The organism is Methanobrevibacter sp., from assembly GCF_030539665.1.
Taxonomy (GTDB): domain Archaea; phylum Methanobacteriota; class Methanobacteria; order Methanobacteriales; family Methanobacteriaceae; genus Methanocatella.
Window position 1 is genome coordinate 237,375 of sequence record NZ_JAUNXR010000001.1, and the last position, 19,020, is coordinate 256,394.

Genomic DNA, 19,020 nt, shown 5'->3' on the forward strand with positions numbered 1-19,020 from the left:
ATATATTATGTATTTACATATATAAAGTTTTGCATAGTTTAAAACTTGCGAGGTTTTTTCAATGAAATGGAAAAAAATAGGGGACATATTGGTTTTAGACAAATACGATGATTCCGCTAATTTTGAACAGTTGGCTAAAATGCACAATGTCAAATCAATAATAAAGATAGATAGGATTCACGGCCAAAAAAGAGAGCCCAAGATGGAATTGCTCTACGGCAGTGAAACAGAGACAATAAATAAGGAAAACAAATGTCTTTTCAAGTTGGATTTGTCAAAGGTGATGTGGTCTAAGGGAAACAACAACGAAAGGATAAGAATTGCCGGACTGGTGGAGGAAAACGAAACAGTAATTGATATGTTTGCAGGAATAGGTTATTTTTCAATTCCCATAGGCAAATTCAGCAATGCAAAGGAGATTATCTCAACAGAAATTAACCCCAATTCATTTCATTTTTTAAAGGAAAATATAAGGCTAAATAAGATTGGCAACATAACTCCGATTTTGGGAGACAATAGAGACATAGTTCCCAATTATAGTGCAGATAGGATAATTATGGGCTATGTTAAAACAACCCATCACTTTTTGGATGTGGCTATTGGTTCTTTAAATAAGAACGGCATAATTCATTATCATGAAACGGTTCCGGACAAATTGATTGAAACCAGGCCTATAAAAAGGGTTCGGGAAGCTGCAAATGGAAGGTCTGTTGAATTGCTCAACATTCAAAAAATTAAAAGGTATGCACCTGGCGTGATGCATATTGTTGCCGATGTTCAATTTGACTAGCTACCAAAAGTCATAAATTCCCTTAGCTTCGTTAAATAGAAATTCCCTGATTTCACTTGCTGCTTCATAGCACTTCAAGTCAAATGTTATGAAATCCAATGCTTTGCAATAATTCATATTAAAATCATAGGCATCCAAAAGAATTTCATTGTCTGGGTAATGAACGCCTAATTCATTGATCTTATTCAATAGGTTTTCATAACTTTCAATTCTTTTTGGAGTTGTTTTGATTATTTCTATCAATTTTTTCCTATTTTTATAGGGAATTATATTTAATTCAATTAATAGGTCTTCAACACTCCGTTTAACCATTTCAATTTGTGGAAAACGCTCTTCAATATAAATTTGCCAGAATAATATTAAGCTGGTTTTAAAATGTTTTAGACTTTTTTTACTCATTTTTAAAGAAGATATATATTCCTCGATTTGATGTTCATAAAAATGGCTGCATTTTTTCAAATGAATTAAAAATTCTGTATAAAATTTTCTTAAAGCATTCTTTTTATTATTCAATGTTTTTTTGAATTCATTCAGTACGGTGTTTGACCAATAAATGTTTTGATATTTTTTAAATATTGTTTCAGATTTCCTATTAAATGGGTCTAAGTTAAAGCAATATGAAATTGGCACATTCGTATCTACAAATGAGTTCATTCTCCCCCCATATTTAACAAGTTAGCTAATATTTCAGATAGGGCTTTTTCATTGTAGTTTTCCGATGGTTTGTAGATTTCATTATAAAATTTATCTTCACAATCATCAAAATTTATTATAAAGTCTATTAAGTAATTATCGTATTCTTTTTCAGTTCCATTAACCTTTAGGTGGATTAAATTTGAAAATAAGTTCACCATTTTATAAATTAATTCAATATTTTCCAATGTAAGAATATTATTATTTACCATATATGAAAAGAATAATGATATGTCTTGAAAATACATGTATTCATTTTCATATTCTTCTAAACTTATGAATTCTTCATCCAACTCTTCAAATGAATTTTTAACTTCATCAATTAAAACTTCCAATGTTTTCTCTTTCTTTTTATAAGATATTTTTGGTATTTTATCTTCAACAAACTCTTTTAGAAGTTCAAATAAATGATGGATTGATTCTTTGATGGAATCAATGGAAACTATGCTTTCGTTTATTGTCATGGTTATGGGGCTGCCTATTTGATTTAGGTTGTTCATTTTGAAACCTCCTAAACTCATCGATGAATTTGTTTTAGTAAATAATGATTGTACTTAATGGTTTATAAGGTTTCAGTTGTATTTGAAATCAATTTTTCATAAAAAAGTAAATTAATAGTTATTTTTAAAATCAAAGCAATTTTTTACATTTTTCTAGCAATTCTTCATTTAACCATTGGGAGTTTATATAATGCTCATAAATGCACAATCTTTCCCTCAACTCATAGCCTGCATTTTCAGTAATCTTTCTTAGTTCATCCAAAGTAGGCCATGGTGATGTAGGATTTACAAAATCGATTGAAACGGGTGAAACTCCTCCCCAATCGTCTGCTCCACAAAGAAGGAAGATCTGTGCAGTATCATAATTTAGGTTAGGTGGAATTTGAATTGAAACTGGAGTGTCTGCAAATATTATTTTTCCAACCAGAACAGCTTTCATCATGTCAAATAGGCTGACGGTATCCTCATCTTCCATTTCGATTCCTGGTGATGGTGTGAAGTTTTGAATGATAACTTCCTGAATATGTCCATACTTGTCATAAAGATCGCGAATGGTTAATAATGAGTCTACTATCTCCTCTTTAGTCTCACCGATTCCTATCAGGATTCCTGTAGTGTATGGAATTTTAAGTCTTCCAGCATTTGCTATTGTTTCAATTCTTCTTTTAGGATCCTTTCCAGGACTTTTATTATGTGCAGGAAGATTCATCAGGCGAGGTGATGAGTTTTCAAGCATCATCCCCATTGATGCATTAACTTCCTTTAGCTTTTTCAAATCTTCATAGCTGTAATTTCCGCCGTTTGAATGTGGCAACAGGCTTGTTTCATCTAGGGTCATTCGGCAAATGTCAACTACATAATCGGTCATTGAATCGTAACCTAGCTGTGTCAGGCGTCGCTTTACAACTTCCTCCTCATCAGCATCTTCACCATATGTAAATAATGCTTCCTTACATCCGTATTTTTCAGCCTGTTTTAATTCGTAGAGCACTTCATCTTTGGTTTTTAAAATAATGACATCGTCGTCTTCTGGGGTTCTTTTGAAATTGCAGTAACCGCAATCGTTTTTGCAGATTTTGGTCAGCGGTATGAAGACATTTTTAGAATAAGTAATAAATTCCTCATCAAGTGTAATTTTGCTTAAAAGAGAAGTCAAATCTCCTTTCTCAGCTTTAAGAAAGGAAACAAGCTCTTCTTTAGAATAAGTGTTCATTATCTATCCCTCAGTTCTAGAAACTGTTACTTCTACATATAATGGAGGGACTTCGTTTTTGTCTTCCCAGATAGCTATTACAATATTGCATCCTGGAACTTCAAAAACTTTATATGCAGCAACAAGGCCTAATGTCTCCAGTTCCTGTTTCATTTTCATAAAACCTGAACTGTCAATAACTCCTGTTACGGTTTCTGTACTTTGAATTTGTTTATCTCCAAGCTCTAATATATCTGATATTTTATCGGCATTGGTAACTTCGCTAGCTCCAAGTTCTTTTCCAACTTCTTCCAGCTTTTTATTTAAATCGTCAATAGGAATTACCTTTCTGGATCTTCCCCTTACGATTAAAATTTTTTTATTGTCTATAGCAGGTCTTGATCCTTTGAATGCATCAAAAAAACCCATTACGGTTCCCGCTATCTTGTATAGTTGGTCCATAGTATGCACCTAATTGATATTAAGTTCTTCTTTAAGTTCTCCAAGTGTAGTTACTTTTTCTGCATATGCATTATGTCTGTGTATACTTTCCTGGTTCTCTTGACGAGCTGTTATTAATGTGTCATCTGGGAAGTCCACATATTTTTTAGCTACTCTTTCCATCATGTTTCTAACACAATCTTCTACAAATACAGGATTTGAATGCGCATTCAATACAGTTGCGTTTTCGTCAGGTCTTTTTAATAATTCACAAACTGGTGAACTCATTGATTGTTCGATAATTTCGATTATGTCGCTTCCTTTTACTTCTTTGTGTTCTGGAACTTCTATTAATAATGTTCCAACACCTCTTTGGTTGTGGGAAGCAAAACTAACGGTATCTAATACTTTTTGCACTGTTTCTTCATCTAAAAATTTAAGCAATTCTGTTTTGTTAGATTCTTTAACAGATTCTTGAGCACATGGGCAAACAGTCATACCGATTAATTCAATACCAACACTTTTTCTTATTTTTATTTCTCCATTTTTTCTTATACCGACGGCTTTAGCTATTAATTTAGCCATTTCCTGTGTTTTATTTTTTGTAACTGGAGATTCTTTCATATACATGTAGTCTGTAATCATTGAAATTTCTACACGTTTTGCGTATTCGTGCTTGGTCATCATTGTATTTACAATTTCAGCACAAATATATTCTACTTCCATACTTTTATCGTTTGTTACACTTTCCAGTACTTCGCTGATTGCTTCAGGACTTCTGGACATGTGCACTCCTTTTTGATCATTTGGCAAATCAACAAATGCATCAAAAGTTGGAACTAAAATAATTGGTCTTTTATCTTTTCTTTCAAGTTGTATTAATTTCTTAACTCCAGTAACTCCTACCCTTGTTAAACTAATTGGTATTTCAGGTGAGTCATCTTGAGTGTCGGGTAAACATATTGCCAATTTTAAAACCTCGATTTTAAATTCTTAATATATTATTTTTATTTTTAACTAATATATGTATTTTTTGAAATAACTTCATATTTGGGCTTTTTTCATGATATTTGTTAGTTTCACTTGTGTTTTATCAATTTCATTTGATTATTTGTTCTATTATTTTTTATAAAATTCTAATTTTTTATTGAAATATGGTCATTGATTTTAAAAAATATTAAATGATATTATAAAATTTTGATTTAATTTTATATATTATTGATTTTTTTATATGATTTTTTTGTCAATTTTCAATATTTTAATTATTTCTAAATTTATAATTTTATATTATTGTTTTATTCAGTAAAAAAATATTTTTTTAAATATTTTTTAATTTATTTCTTAAATAATTGTATAATATTTCATTCAATTTTAATTTAACTAAAAATATTTCAAATCAAATAGGAAGCTTTATATAGTAGTTCTTACTAAGTATTAGTAATTAGCTTTAAGTTTTGAAGTTAATTGGTATATGCTTTGATACATTGTAGGAGATGTGCAAAAACAAGAGCATTGGTGAGCACTATACTGGGAGATGAGATGGTATAGATATATGGTTGGTGTTTGTCAGTGTTTGGCAAGGTGGTTTTATCCTTTATTTGGAGATAAAAAAGGGTAATAGATATAGGTAAAGGTTAAAATCACCTCTGTTGTTTTTACTGTTTTTTTAGATGCCTTTTTTTATTAACAATTTTATTGTCAATTTTCGATTTATAATCAATTACTTTCGATATTTTTGTTTGAGGAATAATTCTTATATAATCAATTCATTTAGAAAAAATAGCTTAATAAACGATATTTATTAATATTATATTCGATATATTAATAGTGACTAATGATTTTAGTCTTTTAATTGATATTTGGAGGAATTGTGATTATAAGAAATAAAAAGTTTTTACTTTTATTGGTAATTTTTTGTTTTATTATAAGTCTATCAACAGTTTCAGCCGAATATACGGATAATGATATTCTATTGATCCAACGGATTCTATAAATGATGCAGTAGATTCAGCTACAAAAGGAGATACCATTTATTTAAATGAAGGAACATATTATGCCAATGGAATTTTGGTAAATAAGGATTTGACATTTATTGGAAATGGATCTGCTGATAAGGTCATAATTGACGGTAGCAAAAAAGGAGTCATGTTCCAAATCAGAGACAAAGCTAAAGTTACCTTTGTAAACATTACCTTTATCAACGGTCAACATGCATACGGTGAAAGCGGAGCGGTAATTGACAGTAGGGGGTGTACTCTTAACATAGATAACTGCAGATTCATAAACAATTCTGCAGGTTATAATGGAGGTGCAGTCTCCAATGCCCGTGAAGGTTCAACTGCAGGTAAGATGGTATTGACCAATTCTATTTTTATTGGAAATGATTGCGTTCATGATGGAGGTGCAGTTTCCACATATCTTTCAGAATCAGTAATTAAGAATTGTCAATTTTACAACAACACTGCTGGACGTGATGGTGGGGCCATTAGGGTAAAATTCTCTGATTATCATTTGATTGACAATTGTACTTTCATGTATAATTTAGCTTCCGGTGGAAATGGTTGGGGTGGAGCGATTTACACTTGGACCGATGTGGATTCCTACATATATAACTGCTACATTGTCTGTAATTATGCAGATGAGGCAGGTGCAGGAATTACTTCAGCATCCAGATTGGTGGCTATCAACAATACCATTGTAAACAACACAGCTGGAATAATGGGTGGTGAATATACATCTACGAAGAAGGTGAAGAAAAATACTCCACTGCAGTTTTCCACGACAATGACATCTATGGAAATGTTATATTGCGTCCACATTTGCAGGGCAATGGCGGTATGGATGTGTATATCAGCGTTGTAGTCACTGAAGGCAATCTTTTAAACTTCAATGACAACTATTGGGGAACTAACAATCCTTTAAATTCCACTGATTATCCTTATGTTTGGAAGGATCGTTTTGATACCAACGGCAAAACAGTCATTCTCAATTCCTGGCTAGTTAAAAAAGTTGAAACAAAGTTAGTTGGAGAGGATATTTCACTATTTTATAAAAATGGAACTAAATATGAAGTTATATTATTGGATAATGATGGAAATCCGATTTCTAATCAGGATATTGACATAACTATTAAAAATGTTCATTATGTTCTTGTCAGTGACAAAAACGGTTCAGTTTCACTTCCTATTAATTTAATGCCTGGAAAATATGACGTGTCTGTTACTTATAAAGGAAATGATAATTATTACAATTCTACAACTCAAAATGTTATCACGGTACTTTCCCTCAATGATGATAATTCTTCTTCCGTTGACAAGAATGATTCTGCAGATGATGGGAACACTTCTTCCGTTGACAAGAATGATTCTGCAGATGATGGGAACACTTCTTCTGTTGATAACAATGGTTCAGCAGGTAATGGTGCTGATTCTAGCATAAAGGTTCCCACTGTTGGAAACAAAAATTGGGCTGTAGGCAAAGGTGTATTTAAGAATAGTTTAAAGTTTAAGAATAATGTTAATTCAGCTTTTAAAGATATTTATGATGTCATCAAAATAATATTGGATGCCATTGATTCTGCTTATGCATCAATGTTTGCATATATTAATGAAACTTCAAAGGGCAATTCAACCAATTCGGTTCTATCATTTTTATGCTTGTTTGACTGGATTCTACATTAGTTTTTTTTTGAAGAGAATGTTTTCTCTTCCTTTTTTTAACGAACATTTAATAACGCTGTTATAATAATTTTTAAAAAATAAAACCATAATCTTTTTGATTATAGCTTCATTTTCATTATAATATGTTTGATGAACCCATGTCCTCTTTGATTACGTCAAGTACTGTTTGTGTATAGGTCCTTTCTATAATAGGGTCTTTTAAAAGTTCCTTAATAAATGAATTTAATTCATCGGTGTCTTTGAATTTAGCTATTAAAAAAGCGTCATATTCTCCTGTAACATCATATATTCCAACAACATTCTTATTGAAAAAGGTTTTTTCTTCCCAGTTTTTAAGTTTTCCACCTTTTACTCTTACTCCAATGATTGTTGTTAACACATAACCTAATTTCCTATGATCAATGACTGGTGAGAACTTCTTGATAACTCCAGATTTTACCATTTTATCAATACGGTTATGTACGGTTCCTACAGAAACATCTAAACTACGGGATATTTGCCTATATGATGTTCTTACATCTTCGTTTATTATTTTTAAAATATTGATGTCTGTTTCATCAAGTGTAATAATTTCATTATCTTTCGCCATATAAATCCCTATATAAAACTTTTATATAATTATTATTATTGTTGAAGATATATTTATAACTATACCTTTTTTTTAAATATTTGTACAATATTTTTCTAATTTTGTTAATATTTATATAATTTTTATCGACTTTTTCAAATATTATTTATTCCACATTGGGAGGTCTGAAATATGCCGCATCATGTTTTTCAAAAACATTTATATATAATGTAATATAATCTTTACATATGTAAAATTTATTTTACATATTTGAGAGGTTTGAAGTAGCCAAATTAAATTAACATTCAAAATCTTACTCTAACTTATCTTTATTTTAAATTCCTTATTTGGCTATCTTCAAATTCACCTCTTTTTTCCTCCATTTCTCATTTTTCAAAAACATTTATATATGATGTAATATAATTTTTACATATGTAATATATTTTTTACATATTGGTGATTTTATGGAAGAAAATTATATTTTAAAAACTGAAAACTTAACCAAAGAATATGGTAAAAACAAGGTTGTAGATTCTGTAAATATTAAGATTAAAAAGGGCCAGATTTATGGTCTTTTAGGGAAAAATGGGGCTGGAAAAACAACTACAATGTGCATGATTTTAAAATTGGCAAATGCTAGCTCCGGCAATATTAACTTGTTTGGCAGAACTGTAAAAAGCTCAACAGATCCAGTTTATAAAAATATAGGATCCATAATTGAAATGCCTGGTTTCTACCATAATCTGACGGGTGAGGAAAACTTAAGACTTTTTTCAAAATTGGCTGGAGGATACAGTGAAGATAATGTTAAATCAGTTTTAGAAATGGTATCGTTAACTGAAAATAAGAATAAACTATATAAAAATTATTCTCTGGGCATGAAACAAAGATTAGGTATTGCATTAGCGCTGCTTAAAAACCCTGACCTGTTGATTTTAGATGAGCCAATCAATGGATTGGATCCTGTGGGAATTCAAGAAATCAGGGAAATTTTAAGAAGCCTGGCTGATGATTATGGTATGACAATATTGATATCTAGCCACATCTTGAGTGAAATAGAGCATGTTGCTGACATGATTGGAATAATGGATAACGGAAAATTGATTGAGGAAATTTCTATCTCAAATCTTCAAAATAAAATAAGAAAACATGTTTTGTTTAGTGTAAGCGACCTTTCATTGGCTGAAAATCTTTTAGGTGAACTAGGATTGGTTGAAAACAGGGATTATGTGGTGGATTCAGATGATAACATTATTCTGTTCACCCATTTGGACTCAAGGGGTTCAATTAACACTCTTTTTGTAAATGCGGGCATTGAAGTTACAAACGTTAGCTTGGTAAAGGAAAATCTTGAGCAGTATTTTACAGATTTGATAGGTGGTGACGCCAATGCTTGATTTCATCGAAATGGAATTTTTAAAGTTAAGGAGGTCCAAATTTTTCATCATATTGATATTGGGAATTTTAACTCCTTCATTTTTAATGTTTTTGGGTTTGATGATGGGAGCAATGGGTCCAATATCAATGAAATTCTTTTTGGATCAAATTGTTAGTGTTGGGATTGTTTTATTTAATGTAATAATCTATGCGCTACTTGCAGCCTACTTGATTGTAATGGAATATAATGATCATACACTGAAATCAATTTTAACAACTCCAATTTCTAAAAACAAGTTTATATTGGGAAAATGGGTCATGGTTCTAATACTCGTATTTGCATTAACCTTAATAACCTTCATAGTTTCAGTTGTCTTGGGATATGCGGGTGGAGCTACTGACATTGACTTCAATATGTTGTTTAATTACTTCATTCAATTTGTTGGTGCAAATATTTTGCTCGCTGTTGTGATAACTCCATTCTTATTCATATCTTTAATATTTAAGAATATTGTTCCGGGAGTCATTGGGGGTGTTATTGTCGCAATCTCAAATTTCATAGTTTACAGCACTGATTACGCTCCGCTTTCACCATTTTGCAGTCCATTTTTAATTGTCTGCAATGAGTTGGCTCCTTATGGCTATGGGGTAGAGGTTCCCTTATTGATTATAGCTTTAACAGGAATTTTTGGACTGTTGCTAAGCATGATATATTTCAATAAAAGTGATGTGGCTCTATAAAATTCACATCATTTTTTTAAGTAATTATAAATATGATTGTCCTTCTAAATGTAGAATATGGATTTTAAAATGGGAAACAGGCTAATGTTCGCTTTAATGATACTTTTATTGATTGCAAACATCTTTGAAGTGTCTAAGTCAATATTTCCTGTAAGTTATATTTTGGAGATGATGCTGTTTTTCATATCATTCCTATATCTGATTTTATGCTATCAGAATAAAAATGAGGTATATTTGGCCAGGCCAGGAATGATTTTCAGCATCTTCACAATAATCATGATAATTTGGGCGATGTTCATTTAACCAAGTCAGCAATCACTTCTTTTATTTCTCCAATCGGCATATTGGTTTTTATTCCTAATGGGCTGTAATGTGTTTTAACGACATCATATCCCTTTTCCTTTATTTTTTCAATTATCAAATCAAATTTTGGTGCGCTTATCTTCAAAACCCTGCATAATGTGTGGACATCATAGAATGTTGTTTCAGCTTCCGCCTCTTCCATGCAGCTATTTAGTAATTTAAGAATTTTGTCTTTGGTGTTCAGTTCTTTGTTTTCGGCCTCTTCAATCATTTCACTTATGAATTCCTTGTCTTGAATTGGTCCGAGCCATAACGGTCCTGCATGTATCAGTTTCCCGCCGCATTCAGGACAGGTTTCATTTAGGCTGGTGGCCATTCCTTTGTTTGTTTCACGGTATAGGCATTCCTTGCAATGGCTTACATATCCAATATTCTCCAGAGATTCGTCAGTGGCTTTGGATCCTTTCAAAACTTCAATATAGAGTCTCATGTAATGTTCTGTACTGTGTGATAGCTTCACGTCAATGTACTTTTTGTATTTGGCCAGAATGAGGGCTGTATAGCCTGCCAATATTCTTATCCCATTTTCATGACAGTATTCGCTTTTGTAAGGTTTAGCATTGTACTTTCGAATACAGGGTTCCTTGTAGGTTCCACATAGTGCTGATGTATCTGTAGCGGTAACACAAAGCAATGAATTCTTACGTGCACAATATCCTGCAGAATCCAAGAAAGGAGAAGGTGTTCCAAACGGATCAATGTCAATAATATCGAATCTTCCTCTATTATTTCTTAGGAATAAACTGGCGTCGTTTTGTGAGATTGTAATGTCCTCCAAACCATTCAGCTCAACATTGATTCTTTCAAACTCGTTGGCGGTTTCGCTGATGTCATTGATGGCTACCTGATCAATGCCATCAATCTCGTTTTTATAGCGAACCCCACGTATTCCACTTCCTCCAAACAAATCACAGACATTCAGGTCTCTATTTTCCCTTTTTTGAAATACCTGGAGGGCCAAAATGGAAATGTCCCTGTTCAATTCCATTTTAGGATTATAAAAAACAGGTGCATCAGATGAAACTTTATCAAATTTTGGAAATTGTATGTCTGTAGTTCCTTCTCTAATAGTTTCAAGTTCATAATTTTCAATCTTATTTGTTTCATCCATTGCAATCACCTTTTTTTAAGTAATTAATAGTTTTGTTATAATGTTTTAAATATTATTAGATTATAATATAAATATTAGTTTAGAGATTAATTGGTGATACGATGGTAGATATTAAAGTTTCAATTGCAAAACCCATCATAGGTGAAGAAGAAATTGCAAATGTTGTAGAAGTATTAAAATCAGGAATGATAGCACAAGGTCCTAAAGTAGCTGAATTTGAAGAAAAATTTGCAGAATGGGTAGGTGCTAAGTATGCAATAGCTACTAATTCAGGAACCGCCGCATTACACGTGGCATTATTGGCTGCTGGAATCGGAGAAGGGGATGAAGTAATAACAACACCATTCACATTCATAGCAAGCGGAAACGCAATAGTATATACCGGTGCAACCCCTGTTTTTGCAGACATCGACTTGGAAACTTACGATATCGATCCGGATACAATAGAAGACCTAATCACTGACAAGACAAAGGCAATCATGCCGGTACAGCTATACGGTCAGGCTGCAGACATGGATAAAATAAGAGAAATAGCTGAAAAACATGACTTGCTGGTTATTGAGGATGCTGCACAGGCACATGGTGCAATGTACAACGATGAAATGGTTGGAAGCATGGGAGACTTGGCATGTTTCAGCTTTTACCCAACAAAAAACATGACAACAAGCGAAGGTGGAATGATCACCACCGACGATGAAGAATTGGCAGAAAAGGCTAGAGTATTCAGGGCACACGGTTCCAACATCAAATACAAGCATGATGAAATAGGATACAACTTCAGAAGCAGCGACATTGCGGCAGCAATAGGTCTTGCACAATTAGATAAAATCGACGGATTCAACGAACAAAGAATAGCTAATGCAGCATACCTTAACGAAGGATTGAAAGATGTTGATGGAGTAATAACTCCAGTATCACCAGAAAACAGAAAACATGTTTACCATCAATACACAATCCGTGTTACCAAAGGAAATAGGGATGACTGGGTTGAAATCCTGACTGAAAAAGGAATAGGAACTGGAATTCACTACCCAATACCATTGTACAACCAACCAATCTATAAAGAATTAGGATTTGAAGGTTCATCTCCAAAAGCCGAAATCGCTGCGGATACTGTGATATCCTTGCCGGTACATCCTTCATTAACTGAAGAGGATTTGGATCTTGTTATTGAAGCTGTAAAGGAAGCTTCCAGTAAAATTGAATAGTTTCATGGATTTTCATAAAATCCATTCTTTTTTTGTTTTTATCTTGTAGAATTGCTTTTTAATCTTTTGGTGATTTAAAAAAAATTACTTCAGGCTTTCAAAAGAGTCAAAAATTTTATTTGCTAAATCAAAAGCATCATTGACATTAGTAAAATTCCAATGATTATATGCATTGTTTCCTTTTTTTGGTATTTTTAAATCATAATCAGATTGTTGTCTTAATTTTTTTAGGGTTCTTAAAGAACCTGCAATATCCTGATTTAATGATTCGCAAAAGGGTCCTTTTCTTGCTATAAAATTTGGCAATTGTTTGTGGTCTTTATATGGTTTTGATTCATATCCCAAATATTGTTTTGCCTATTCTCGAACATAGAGAAAAGTGGAATAATAAATTCTACTCATAATGGTTCGAGTAACTGCAGAATTGCTTTCAACAAATTGATTTTGCATTTCCTTCAATTTTTGACCAAGTTTTTGAAAATCATTTGGTTTAAAATTGTTGAATTGTTCTAAATGCATTAGATTAACCTATCCATTAATATCGCACTATGATTTAATGCATCTTTGTATCCATTTTTATTGCAAAATTCACAAATTTCTTCTATGATTGTGTAATATAACTTCACTAAGTTTTCTGATGATAAGTGATTTTTAAATTTCAGGTAATATTCCTTGTATCTGTTGTCTTCTTCATCATCAAACATATAACATTCGCCTAATTCGGGATATTTGCCTTTTAGTTCAGTTATAATGAAGTTGTATATTTCAGCAAATGGATTCATGATTCACCTCCTTTTAGTGGATGTTTGATGTTTCGTTTTAAAAATGATATTTGTTTTTGAAGTGTGCAGTTGTGCAAACTCGCTTGGATGCTATTGTGCATTCATTGATTTAAATGGCCATATGCGGTGTTGTGTCTTAATAAACTAATTTGAAATTAAATTAATTTTTATTTATTATTTTTTAGTTTTAAGACCTATATGATACTTATTTATATATTCATAAATATTTATAGATTTGCTTGGAAATTAAAGCAATATTTCAGGATTATACAACTTTTTCTTTATTTTGCTTATGGTTTATTGTAGGTCCTGCTTTTTAAATTTGAAAGTGTTTTTATTAGTTATAAAACAAAATATAATATCAATAATAAAATTGAGATTGCAGTACAAATGGGGATTCGTATGGTCGTTTACAACAAGTTAGTTAGGGACAAAATACCGCAAATAATTTCCAATGATGATAAAATAGCTATAACCAAATTATTGGATGATGAGCAATATTTAGTGGAGCTTAATAAAAAATTACATGAGGAAATATTGGAATACTTGGAAGATGGTGATGTTGAAGAATTGGTGGATATTATTGAAGTTATTCGCGCAATTTTAAAGGCTAAAGATATTTATTTGGAAGAATTTGAACAAATGCGACAGGAAAAAGCAAATAGCAAGGGAGTTTTTAAAAATAAAATCTTTTTAGAGGAAGTGATATCTGATGATGAATCAGAATTCTATTCAGATTTTATTAAAATAATAAAGGGATGTAAATACAGCAACACTTACAAATTTGCATGGGCTAAAAGTTTGGTTGAATTGGCCAGTGAAAATGATTATCCTGAGGGTAGGATTCCATTAAATGAAATTGCCGTTAAATTCATTAAATATTATTGGAACATTTCATTAAAACACGATTTTAGGCAAGGAACAAGATCTCCTAAAATAATAGGTGAAGTTAAAGTTTTAATGGATGAATATTCAAGGTTTCATGATTTATATAGGTTTGAAGAAATCGAAAACAATCTTAAAAACAATTTACCGGCCGATTTCGAAAAATCCATTAAACAAATTGTCAACACTTTAAAAAAGGATGTGAGTTGGAGATTTTTAATTCTTAATGATTATACTTATGATAATATCTATCAATATAATAAGGGCGATAATCAGATTATTATGGATATTTCTAATTTAAATATTCTAAAAGAAAACAAAGAATTTTTAATAGATTTGATTGATTATCGTTGGGGTTTGGTTTTAGATAAATTTAATGGATTAGGTACTTCTGATATTGTTGATGATGAATTAGATTCTAATCTATTATTGAAATTCAAAAGCTATTTTTAAAAAAAGAATATTAAAGGGTTTTTAGCCCTTATTTATTTTTCCACAGTTTCTATTTTGTCAACTACTCTTTGACCTTCAGCAGCCATTTCTCCAAATGTGTTTATTGTATCTTGCATTTGGGATAGTGCTTCTCTTTTGAAGGTGCTGATTTCTTCAATTGCGGTCAATGCTTCGTTAAATGAGTTTTGAAGAACTTCTGGAGAAATCATGCTTTTTGTTGAGATTTCCTTGATTTCGTTGGTTTGCTGGCTTATCATTTTGCTGGTTGCAGTAATGACTTCTTCTGTTGTTTTGTTAACATCATTTACTAATTCAATAGCTCTTTTTTGGTCATATAATGCTTTTGCCATCATTATTCCAGTTCTAAGGGCTGTTACAGTTACTGTTCTTGCACGGGTTATTCCTCTAATGAGCTCCTTGTTGTTTCTTCTTATGATGTTTAGTGAGATTATTCCTTGCTGGTTTACTGTAATCATTGTTCCCATGTCCATTATTCTTTGTCTTAATGGGTATAGGATTTCTTCCTGGACAAACTGAATTTTTTCCTCTTCTATTCCTTGAATCTGTGCTTCCTGTATTTGTGCTTCTATTGATGCATCCATCTGTTTTGCAAGTTCGATGTCTGTCATGAGCTTTTTGGTTAGCTCTCTTAGGTTGGCTTCTTCCATGTTTAGGGTTACATTGTCGTTTTGGAGAACTTTACTGTTTTCATCAAGGGATTGGACGATGTTGTTTATGACAACTTCTGCTTTTTCATATTTTTCGAAGTATTTTCTCACTGGGTCCATGAATTTTCCAAACAGTCCATGTCTGTTGAAGTTGACTTTTGAGGGGTTTAGGTCTTTTACTTGCTTGTCTAATTCTGCTAGTTGTGATCCTATACTTCCGGCTTCATCTCCGGATTCGTTCAGGTCTTTCAAACGTCCTGTTAGTAGGTTGTTTCTTTGTGCTGATCTGTTCATTTCGGCCAATCCAAAGTCATCCAAAGGCTTTATTATGGATTCTCTTTCAGCTATGTTGTTCATATCCATGTTGAATATGGCAATTGCATTTTGGTTTGCTTGTTCATCAATTTTTTCTGTTGGTAGATTCTTTTTTTCCTCTTCCAAGCTTTTTTCAACAGTTTCTTCAATTTCGTCTATGTTTAATGAGAATTCGGCCATGTTATCTCCTCTAGTATATGTTATTATTATGTTAATATAATGTATTTAAAGTTATTGATATTTTTTCACGGAATCTATAAGGTCGTCCATGTTCTTAAACATGTCTTCCAGGTCTTTATCGTCCTTTTCATCTGAACTGGAACTGATGATGAATTCGCTGATCAATTCGTTTACCCTTTCGATGATCAGTTCAAGCTTTCCAATAATGGATTCTATTTTCTCCTTAACGTTTGCGGCATTTTCATCAAGAATGCCGTCATTTATAGCTTCAACTATTTCATTCGCATTCTCCAATTTCTTGTAGAAAAGCACTCTGCTGTCATCCAATTCATTTGCAAACTTATAATATGTCATTTGCGGAGGTTGAAAACGCTTTTCAACCAATCTGCGAGCTTCCTTCTCATTGTATTCATATTTGTCCTTCAATTCAGAAAGCCTGGCTTCATACTTGCTTTTACGTTTTACCTTTTTCAGCTTGACTTTGATTTCTTCACGCTTTATGACCATGTCTGCGACTTTAGCTCCGCAATTGGAACAGAAATCGTCATCAGGACCTAACTTAAATCCGCACCATACGCAAAAATTTGAATCTTTCATTTTCCATCTCTTAGTTGTAATTTTTCACTGAATTTATCAGATCTTCCATGTCATTAACCATTGTTTCCAGGTCTTCATCGGTTTTTCTTTCGCTGCTGTCGTTAAGTATCATTTCCATTATCAGTTCATCCATTTTTCCATTGATCATTTCAAGGATGCTGATTTTCTTTTGAAGCTCACCATCGATTTTTGGGGATTTTTCACCGCTCAAATCAATGATGTTGTTTGCGGTTTCCATCTGTGAATAGAAATTGTCATGGGAATTGCTGATGATTGTCATAAAACGCCCATGTGTAAGTTCGGAACTTTTGAAACGGTTATTGACAATGTTTCTAACCTTTTCCTCTTTCTTATCGAAGTTTTCCTTCAATTCTTTGATTTTTGGCTTGTAATCCACATATGCAGATTCTCTGACATTGTTTTTAGGTTTTTCCATTTTCGCCTTTTCCTTATATTCGGCATTGGCTGGCTCGTCCCTTTTAAGATTCTCTTCCCGGTTGTCATTTAGGTTTCCAAGTGTTTTGTAGAACCTTGAATCTGTGTAGTTGATGTGGATATAGCGGAACAGTGAAACTATTTGAAGCGCCATCCCTATATAGAAGAATGCTCCTCCAAGGGGTGTAAATACAAAAATGATGGATAAAATCCAAGGAAGTTCATAAATGGTCCCTTCATATAGGAGCTTCCTATCCTCCATTTTGCCTCCCAAATAGAGGAAGGTCATTCCATTTATACATGGAATCAATGTCACAATCAATCCCGCCAAGCTTCTTGTCTTGCTTTCTGACTTCTTGTAATTTCCATTGTTCAGTATTTTCTGGTATTTGGAATTTGCAATTATGGATCTGACGATTCCAACTATCATCATGATTATTCCAACCACGATGAATATGTAGTTTATAGGTTTAACTTCATAGACAATCAGTGATAGGATCCATGGAATCTCATAGGCCATTCCTTCCTTTATCCAGTTGCCCTTTGAAGTTTTATTTCCAATGTATATCAATCCAAAACCATTCAAATAAGGTATGAAAGCAACTAGTATCCACAAGGAACTTAAAATTTCATCCAATTTAGAACGTCTTCTTATTTTAGAATTTGCCATTATGATTTGTCTCCCAAAATAATGTTATTGTTTTATTAGTTAATAATAATATAAAGTTGTATTTATATTATGTTATTATTTCCATCCAAGAAAAACATCCTAATCCAGCATGTTTTCAACTGTCTCTATTTTAACGTCAAGGCCACGGTCATCCAGATCCCGTCTGTCATCCACCTTTATAACAGTATAAACGCGGCCAATTCCAGCTTTAAACACTGCTTCCTGAGCTTTGGCAATTGCTGAATAGAGTTCTTCCAAGGTTTCAGCTTCTATTTGGGTTCCCATGCCGGTCAATTGGTAGCTGAGACCGGAATCCTTAATTGCCTGAACGGCGGCTGCTACAAAATCCTTGCACTCGGTAGTGTCATTTCCAACAGGTAAAATTGCAAAATCTGCAGTTATCATAATTTCACATCCTTTAATTTTATATTATGTTTCAAATAAAATAAGTATGATGGCAGTTATAGACAAAGATGAATTCAATGAAAAAATTTTCACAAGAATCAATAATCTGATAAGCGAACATGGCCTTATTAAAGAAGGGGAGTTGATAGCGTTGGCATTGTCCGGGGGAAAGGACAGTGTCTTGACATTGCATGCTCTCAAGAATTATCAGGACATATTGGATTTTGATCTGGTTGCAATAGCTGTAGATGAGGGAATTGAAGGATACAGGTCCCACGGCGTTGAGGCGGCCATTTCCAATGCAGAGGATATGGGCGTAAAATTGCATTTGAAATCCTTTAAGGAAGAGGAAGGATTTGCCTTGGATGACATTTACGAAAACTTCAAAAGTGCATGCATCCCTTGCGGGGTATTCAGAAGAAACATTTTAAATAAAACAGCCTATGAGATTGGTGCAAACAAGATAGCCACAGGCCATAATCTGGATGATGAGATACAGTCATTCCTGATGAGCTTTGCAAGGGGAGATACAATCAAGTTCTCCAAATTCGGCCCGGAATTGGACGTCATCCATCCAAAGCTAGTTCCAAGAATCAAGCCATTGTGGAACACTCCTGAAAAGGAAGTTGGAATGTGGGCAGTGCTGAACGACATTGATATTCATTTGGAGGAATGCCCCTACTCAAAACTATCATTAAGGGCTAAAATCAAGGGATTTTTGAATGATGCTGAAGACAGGAATACTGGAGTAAAAAGGAACATCATGAAATCATTCCAACAGATATTGACATTTGACAATGATATCAACACCCATCTTAACGAATGCGTTATCTGCGGTGAACCAACATCTTCTGAAATCTGCAAGGCCTGTGAAATAAAAAGGGATATTGAAGGGAATTAGTTTTTTATATTTTTAATTTCAGAATATTACATGTTGTCTTATTTTTAACGGAGGATTTTATGGCT

At 32.7% G+C, this 19,020-nt stretch carries 22 protein-coding genes; 9 read left to right on the forward strand and 13 right to left on the reverse strand.

Features of this window, described 5'->3' with window-relative positions:
* Positions 1-61 precede the first annotated feature (61 nt).
* A complete protein-coding gene (locus tag Q4P18_RS01090) occupies positions 62-790 on the forward strand; it encodes a class I SAM-dependent methyltransferase family protein (protein WP_303334612.1) in 729 nt (242 codons plus the stop codon).
* Here the strand turns inward: Q4P18_RS01090 and Q4P18_RS01095 are convergent, their stop codons facing one another.
* The 5 genes from Q4P18_RS01095 to mptA all read right to left on the reverse strand — a co-directional run bounded on the left by Q4P18_RS01095 (position 791) and on the right by mptA (position 4,585).
* Positions 791-1,444, reverse strand: a complete 654-nt coding sequence (locus Q4P18_RS01095; RefSeq protein ID WP_303334614.1) for a hypothetical protein — start codon at positions 1,442-1,444, stop codon at positions 791-793. It lies immediately after the preceding gene.
* Positions 1,441-1,983: a hypothetical protein gene (locus tag Q4P18_RS01100; RefSeq protein ID WP_303334616.1), complete on the reverse strand. Its 543-nt coding sequence runs from the start codon at positions 1,981-1,983 to the stop codon at positions 1,441-1,443. Before Q4P18_RS01100 ends, Q4P18_RS01095 begins: the two co-directional genes overlap by 4 nt.
* Positions 1,984-2,113: 130 nt before the next feature.
* Positions 2,114-3,196: a 7,8-didemethyl-8-hydroxy-5-deazariboflavin synthase subunit CofG gene (cofG, locus tag Q4P18_RS01105; RefSeq protein ID WP_303334618.1), complete on the reverse strand. Its 1,083-nt coding sequence runs from the start codon at positions 3,194-3,196 to the stop codon at positions 2,114-2,116.
* 3 nt (positions 3,197-3,199) lie between these two features.
* Positions 3,200-3,637 carry a DUF2120 family protein gene (locus tag Q4P18_RS01110; protein WP_303334620.1) on the reverse strand — a complete coding sequence of 146 codons (438 nt, stop codon included), beginning with the start codon at positions 3,635-3,637 and terminating at the stop codon, positions 3,200-3,202.
* Between the two features lie 9 nt (positions 3,638-3,646).
* Complete coding sequence (mptA, locus tag Q4P18_RS01115) at positions 3,647-4,585, reverse strand: GTP cyclohydrolase MptA (RefSeq protein WP_303334622.1); 939 nt, start codon at positions 4,583-4,585, stop codon at positions 3,647-3,649.
* 1,098 nt (positions 4,586-5,683) lie between these two features.
* Here mptA and Q4P18_RS01120 point away from each other — a divergent pair.
* Together Q4P18_RS01120 and Q4P18_RS01125 are read left to right on the forward strand one after the other, a co-directional pair.
* Positions 5,684-6,478 carry a right-handed parallel beta-helix repeat-containing protein gene (locus Q4P18_RS01120; protein WP_303334624.1) on the forward strand — a complete coding sequence of 265 codons (795 nt, stop codon included), beginning with the start codon at positions 5,684-5,686 and terminating at the stop codon, positions 6,476-6,478.
* On the forward strand, positions 6,424-7,296 hold the full coding sequence (locus Q4P18_RS01125) for a carboxypeptidase-like regulatory domain-containing protein (protein ID WP_303334626.1): 873 nt from the start codon (positions 6,424-6,426) through the stop codon (positions 7,294-7,296). The genes Q4P18_RS01120 and Q4P18_RS01125 overlap by 55 nt, the downstream gene beginning before the upstream one ends.
* 115 nt (positions 7,297-7,411) lie before the next feature.
* On the opposite strand, the gene Q4P18_RS01130 is transcribed toward Q4P18_RS01125, so the two are convergent.
* The gene (locus Q4P18_RS01130) at positions 7,412-7,885 is read right to left on the reverse strand and encodes an Lrp/AsnC family transcriptional regulator (RefSeq protein WP_303334628.1); all 474 of its coding nucleotides are present in this window, start codon (positions 7,883-7,885) and stop codon (positions 7,412-7,414) included.
* 443 nt (positions 7,886-8,328) lie between these two features.
* On the opposite strand from Q4P18_RS01130, the gene Q4P18_RS01135 reads away from it, so the two are divergent.
* The 3 genes from Q4P18_RS01135 to Q4P18_RS01145 are packed head-to-tail and all read left to right on the forward strand — an operon-like array spanning position 8,329 to position 10,285.
* Positions 8,329-9,261, forward strand: a complete 933-nt coding sequence (locus Q4P18_RS01135) for an ABC transporter ATP-binding protein (protein WP_303334630.1) — start codon at positions 8,329-8,331, stop codon at positions 9,259-9,261.
* Positions 9,254-9,982, forward strand: a complete 729-nt coding sequence (locus Q4P18_RS01140; RefSeq protein ID WP_303334632.1) for an ABC transporter permease — start codon at positions 9,254-9,256, stop codon at positions 9,980-9,982. The genes Q4P18_RS01135 and Q4P18_RS01140 overlap by 8 nt, the downstream gene beginning before the upstream one ends.
* A 57-nt stretch (positions 9,983-10,039) precedes the next feature.
* A complete protein-coding gene (locus Q4P18_RS01145; RefSeq protein ID WP_303334634.1) occupies positions 10,040-10,285 on the forward strand; it encodes a hypothetical protein in 246 nt (81 codons plus the stop codon).
* Here Q4P18_RS01145 and Q4P18_RS01150 read toward each other — a convergent pair.
* Entirely contained in the window at positions 10,278-11,438 is a 1,161-nt protein-coding gene (locus Q4P18_RS01150; protein WP_303335153.1) for a tRNA (guanine(10)-N(2))-dimethyltransferase, read from the reverse strand. The genes Q4P18_RS01145 and Q4P18_RS01150 overlap by 8 nt on opposite strands.
* Positions 11,439-11,557: 119 nt before the next feature.
* Between Q4P18_RS01150 and Q4P18_RS01155 the strand changes: the two genes are divergently transcribed.
* On the forward strand, positions 11,558-12,664 hold the full coding sequence (locus Q4P18_RS01155; RefSeq protein WP_303334635.1) for a DegT/DnrJ/EryC1/StrS aminotransferase family protein: 1,107 nt from the start codon (positions 11,558-11,560) through the stop codon (positions 12,662-12,664).
* 84 nt (positions 12,665-12,748) lie between these two features.
* Here the strand turns inward: Q4P18_RS01155 and Q4P18_RS01160 are convergent, their stop codons facing one another.
* Positions 12,749-13,009 carry a hypothetical protein gene (locus Q4P18_RS01160; protein ID WP_303334637.1) on the reverse strand — a complete coding sequence of 87 codons (261 nt, stop codon included), beginning with the start codon at positions 13,007-13,009 and terminating at the stop codon, positions 12,749-12,751.
* A 173-nt stretch (positions 13,010-13,182) separates the two neighbouring features.
* The gene (locus Q4P18_RS01165) at positions 13,183-13,446 is read right to left on the reverse strand and encodes a hypothetical protein (RefSeq protein WP_303334639.1); all 264 of its coding nucleotides are present in this window, start codon (positions 13,444-13,446) and stop codon (positions 13,183-13,185) included.
* A gap of 402 nt (positions 13,447-13,848) precedes the next feature.
* Here Q4P18_RS01165 and Q4P18_RS01170 point away from each other — a divergent pair, with 402 nt between their 5' ends.
* Positions 13,849-14,784, forward strand: coding sequence for a nucleoside triphosphate pyrophosphohydrolase (locus Q4P18_RS01170; RefSeq protein ID WP_303334641.1), 936 nt, complete (start codon positions 13,849-13,851; stop codon positions 14,782-14,784).
* Between the two features lie 32 nt (positions 14,785-14,816).
* On the opposite strand, the gene Q4P18_RS01175 is transcribed toward Q4P18_RS01170, so the two are convergent.
* The 4 genes from Q4P18_RS01175 to Q4P18_RS01190 all read right to left on the reverse strand — a co-directional run bounded on the left by Q4P18_RS01175 (position 14,817) and on the right by Q4P18_RS01190 (position 18,054).
* Positions 14,817-15,947: a toxic anion resistance protein gene (locus Q4P18_RS01175; RefSeq protein WP_303334644.1), complete on the reverse strand. Its 1,131-nt coding sequence runs from the start codon at positions 15,945-15,947 to the stop codon at positions 14,817-14,819.
* Positions 15,948-15,998: 51 nt separating this feature from the next.
* Positions 15,999-16,544: a zinc ribbon domain-containing protein gene (locus tag Q4P18_RS01180; RefSeq protein WP_303334646.1), complete on the reverse strand. Its 546-nt coding sequence runs from the start codon at positions 16,542-16,544 to the stop codon at positions 15,999-16,001.
* Between the two features lie 10 nt (positions 16,545-16,554).
* A complete protein-coding gene (locus tag Q4P18_RS01185) occupies positions 16,555-17,649 on the reverse strand; it encodes a hypothetical protein (protein ID WP_303334648.1) in 1,095 nt (364 codons plus the stop codon).
* 99 nt (positions 17,650-17,748) lie between these two features.
* Complete coding sequence (locus Q4P18_RS01190) at positions 17,749-18,054, reverse strand: MTH1187 family thiamine-binding protein (RefSeq protein WP_303334650.1); 306 nt, start codon at positions 18,052-18,054, stop codon at positions 17,749-17,751.
* 49 nt (positions 18,055-18,103) lie between these two features.
* Between Q4P18_RS01190 and Q4P18_RS01195 the strand changes: the two genes are divergently transcribed.
* On the forward strand, positions 18,104-18,955 hold the full coding sequence (locus tag Q4P18_RS01195) for a TIGR00269 family protein (protein WP_303334652.1): 852 nt from the start codon (positions 18,104-18,106) through the stop codon (positions 18,953-18,955).
* Positions 18,956-19,020: the final 65 nt, after the last annotated feature.

Excerpts from the sequence above, each read along its gene's own strand:
- Q4P18_RS01090 (WP_303334612.1), top strand. The coding sequence starts at position 62 with ATGAAATGGAAAAAAATAGGGGACATATTGGTTTTAGACAAATACGAT.
- Q4P18_RS01095 (WP_303334614.1), bottom strand. The coding sequence starts at position 1,444 with ATGAACTCATTTGTAGATACGAATGTGCCAATTTCATATTGCTTTAAC.
- Q4P18_RS01100 (WP_303334616.1), bottom strand. The coding sequence starts at position 1,983 with ATGAACAACCTAAATCAAATAGGCAGCCCCATAACCATGACAATAAAC.
- cofG (WP_303334618.1), bottom strand. The coding sequence starts at position 3,196 with ATGAACACTTATTCTAAAGAAGAGCTTGTTTCCTTTCTTAAAGCTGAG.
- Q4P18_RS01110 (WP_303334620.1), bottom strand. The coding sequence starts at position 3,637 with ATGGACCAACTATACAAGATAGCGGGAACCGTAATGGGTTTTTTTGAT.
- Q4P18_RS01130 (WP_303334628.1), bottom strand. The coding sequence starts at position 7,885 with ATGGCGAAAGATAATGAAATTATTACACTTGATGAAACAGACATCAAT.
- Q4P18_RS01135 (WP_303334630.1), top strand. The coding sequence starts at position 8,329 with ATGGAAGAAAATTATATTTTAAAAACTGAAAACTTAACCAAAGAATAT.
- Q4P18_RS01140 (WP_303334632.1), top strand. The coding sequence starts at position 9,254 with ATGCTTGATTTCATCGAAATGGAATTTTTAAAGTTAAGGAGGTCCAAA.
- Q4P18_RS01145 (WP_303334634.1), top strand. The coding sequence starts at position 10,040 with ATGGATTTTAAAATGGGAAACAGGCTAATGTTCGCTTTAATGATACTT.
- Q4P18_RS01155 (WP_303334635.1), top strand. The coding sequence starts at position 11,558 with ATGGTAGATATTAAAGTTTCAATTGCAAAACCCATCATAGGTGAAGAA.
- Q4P18_RS01165 (WP_303334639.1), bottom strand. The coding sequence starts at position 13,446 with ATGAATCCATTTGCTGAAATATACAACTTCATTATAACTGAACTAAAA.
- Q4P18_RS01170 (WP_303334641.1), top strand. The coding sequence starts at position 13,849 with ATGGTCGTTTACAACAAGTTAGTTAGGGACAAAATACCGCAAATAATT.
- Q4P18_RS01175 (WP_303334644.1), bottom strand. The coding sequence starts at position 15,947 with ATGGCCGAATTCTCATTAAACATAGACGAAATTGAAGAAACTGTTGAA.
- Q4P18_RS01180 (WP_303334646.1), bottom strand. The coding sequence starts at position 16,544 with ATGAAAGATTCAAATTTTTGCGTATGGTGCGGATTTAAGTTAGGTCCT.
- Q4P18_RS01185 (WP_303334648.1), bottom strand. The coding sequence starts at position 17,649 with ATGGCAAATTCTAAAATAAGAAGACGTTCTAAATTGGATGAAATTTTA.
- Q4P18_RS01190 (WP_303334650.1), bottom strand. The coding sequence starts at position 18,054 with ATGATAACTGCAGATTTTGCAATTTTACCTGTTGGAAATGACACTACC.
- Q4P18_RS01195 (WP_303334652.1), top strand. The coding sequence starts at position 18,104 with ATGGCAGTTATAGACAAAGATGAATTCAATGAAAAAATTTTCACAAGA.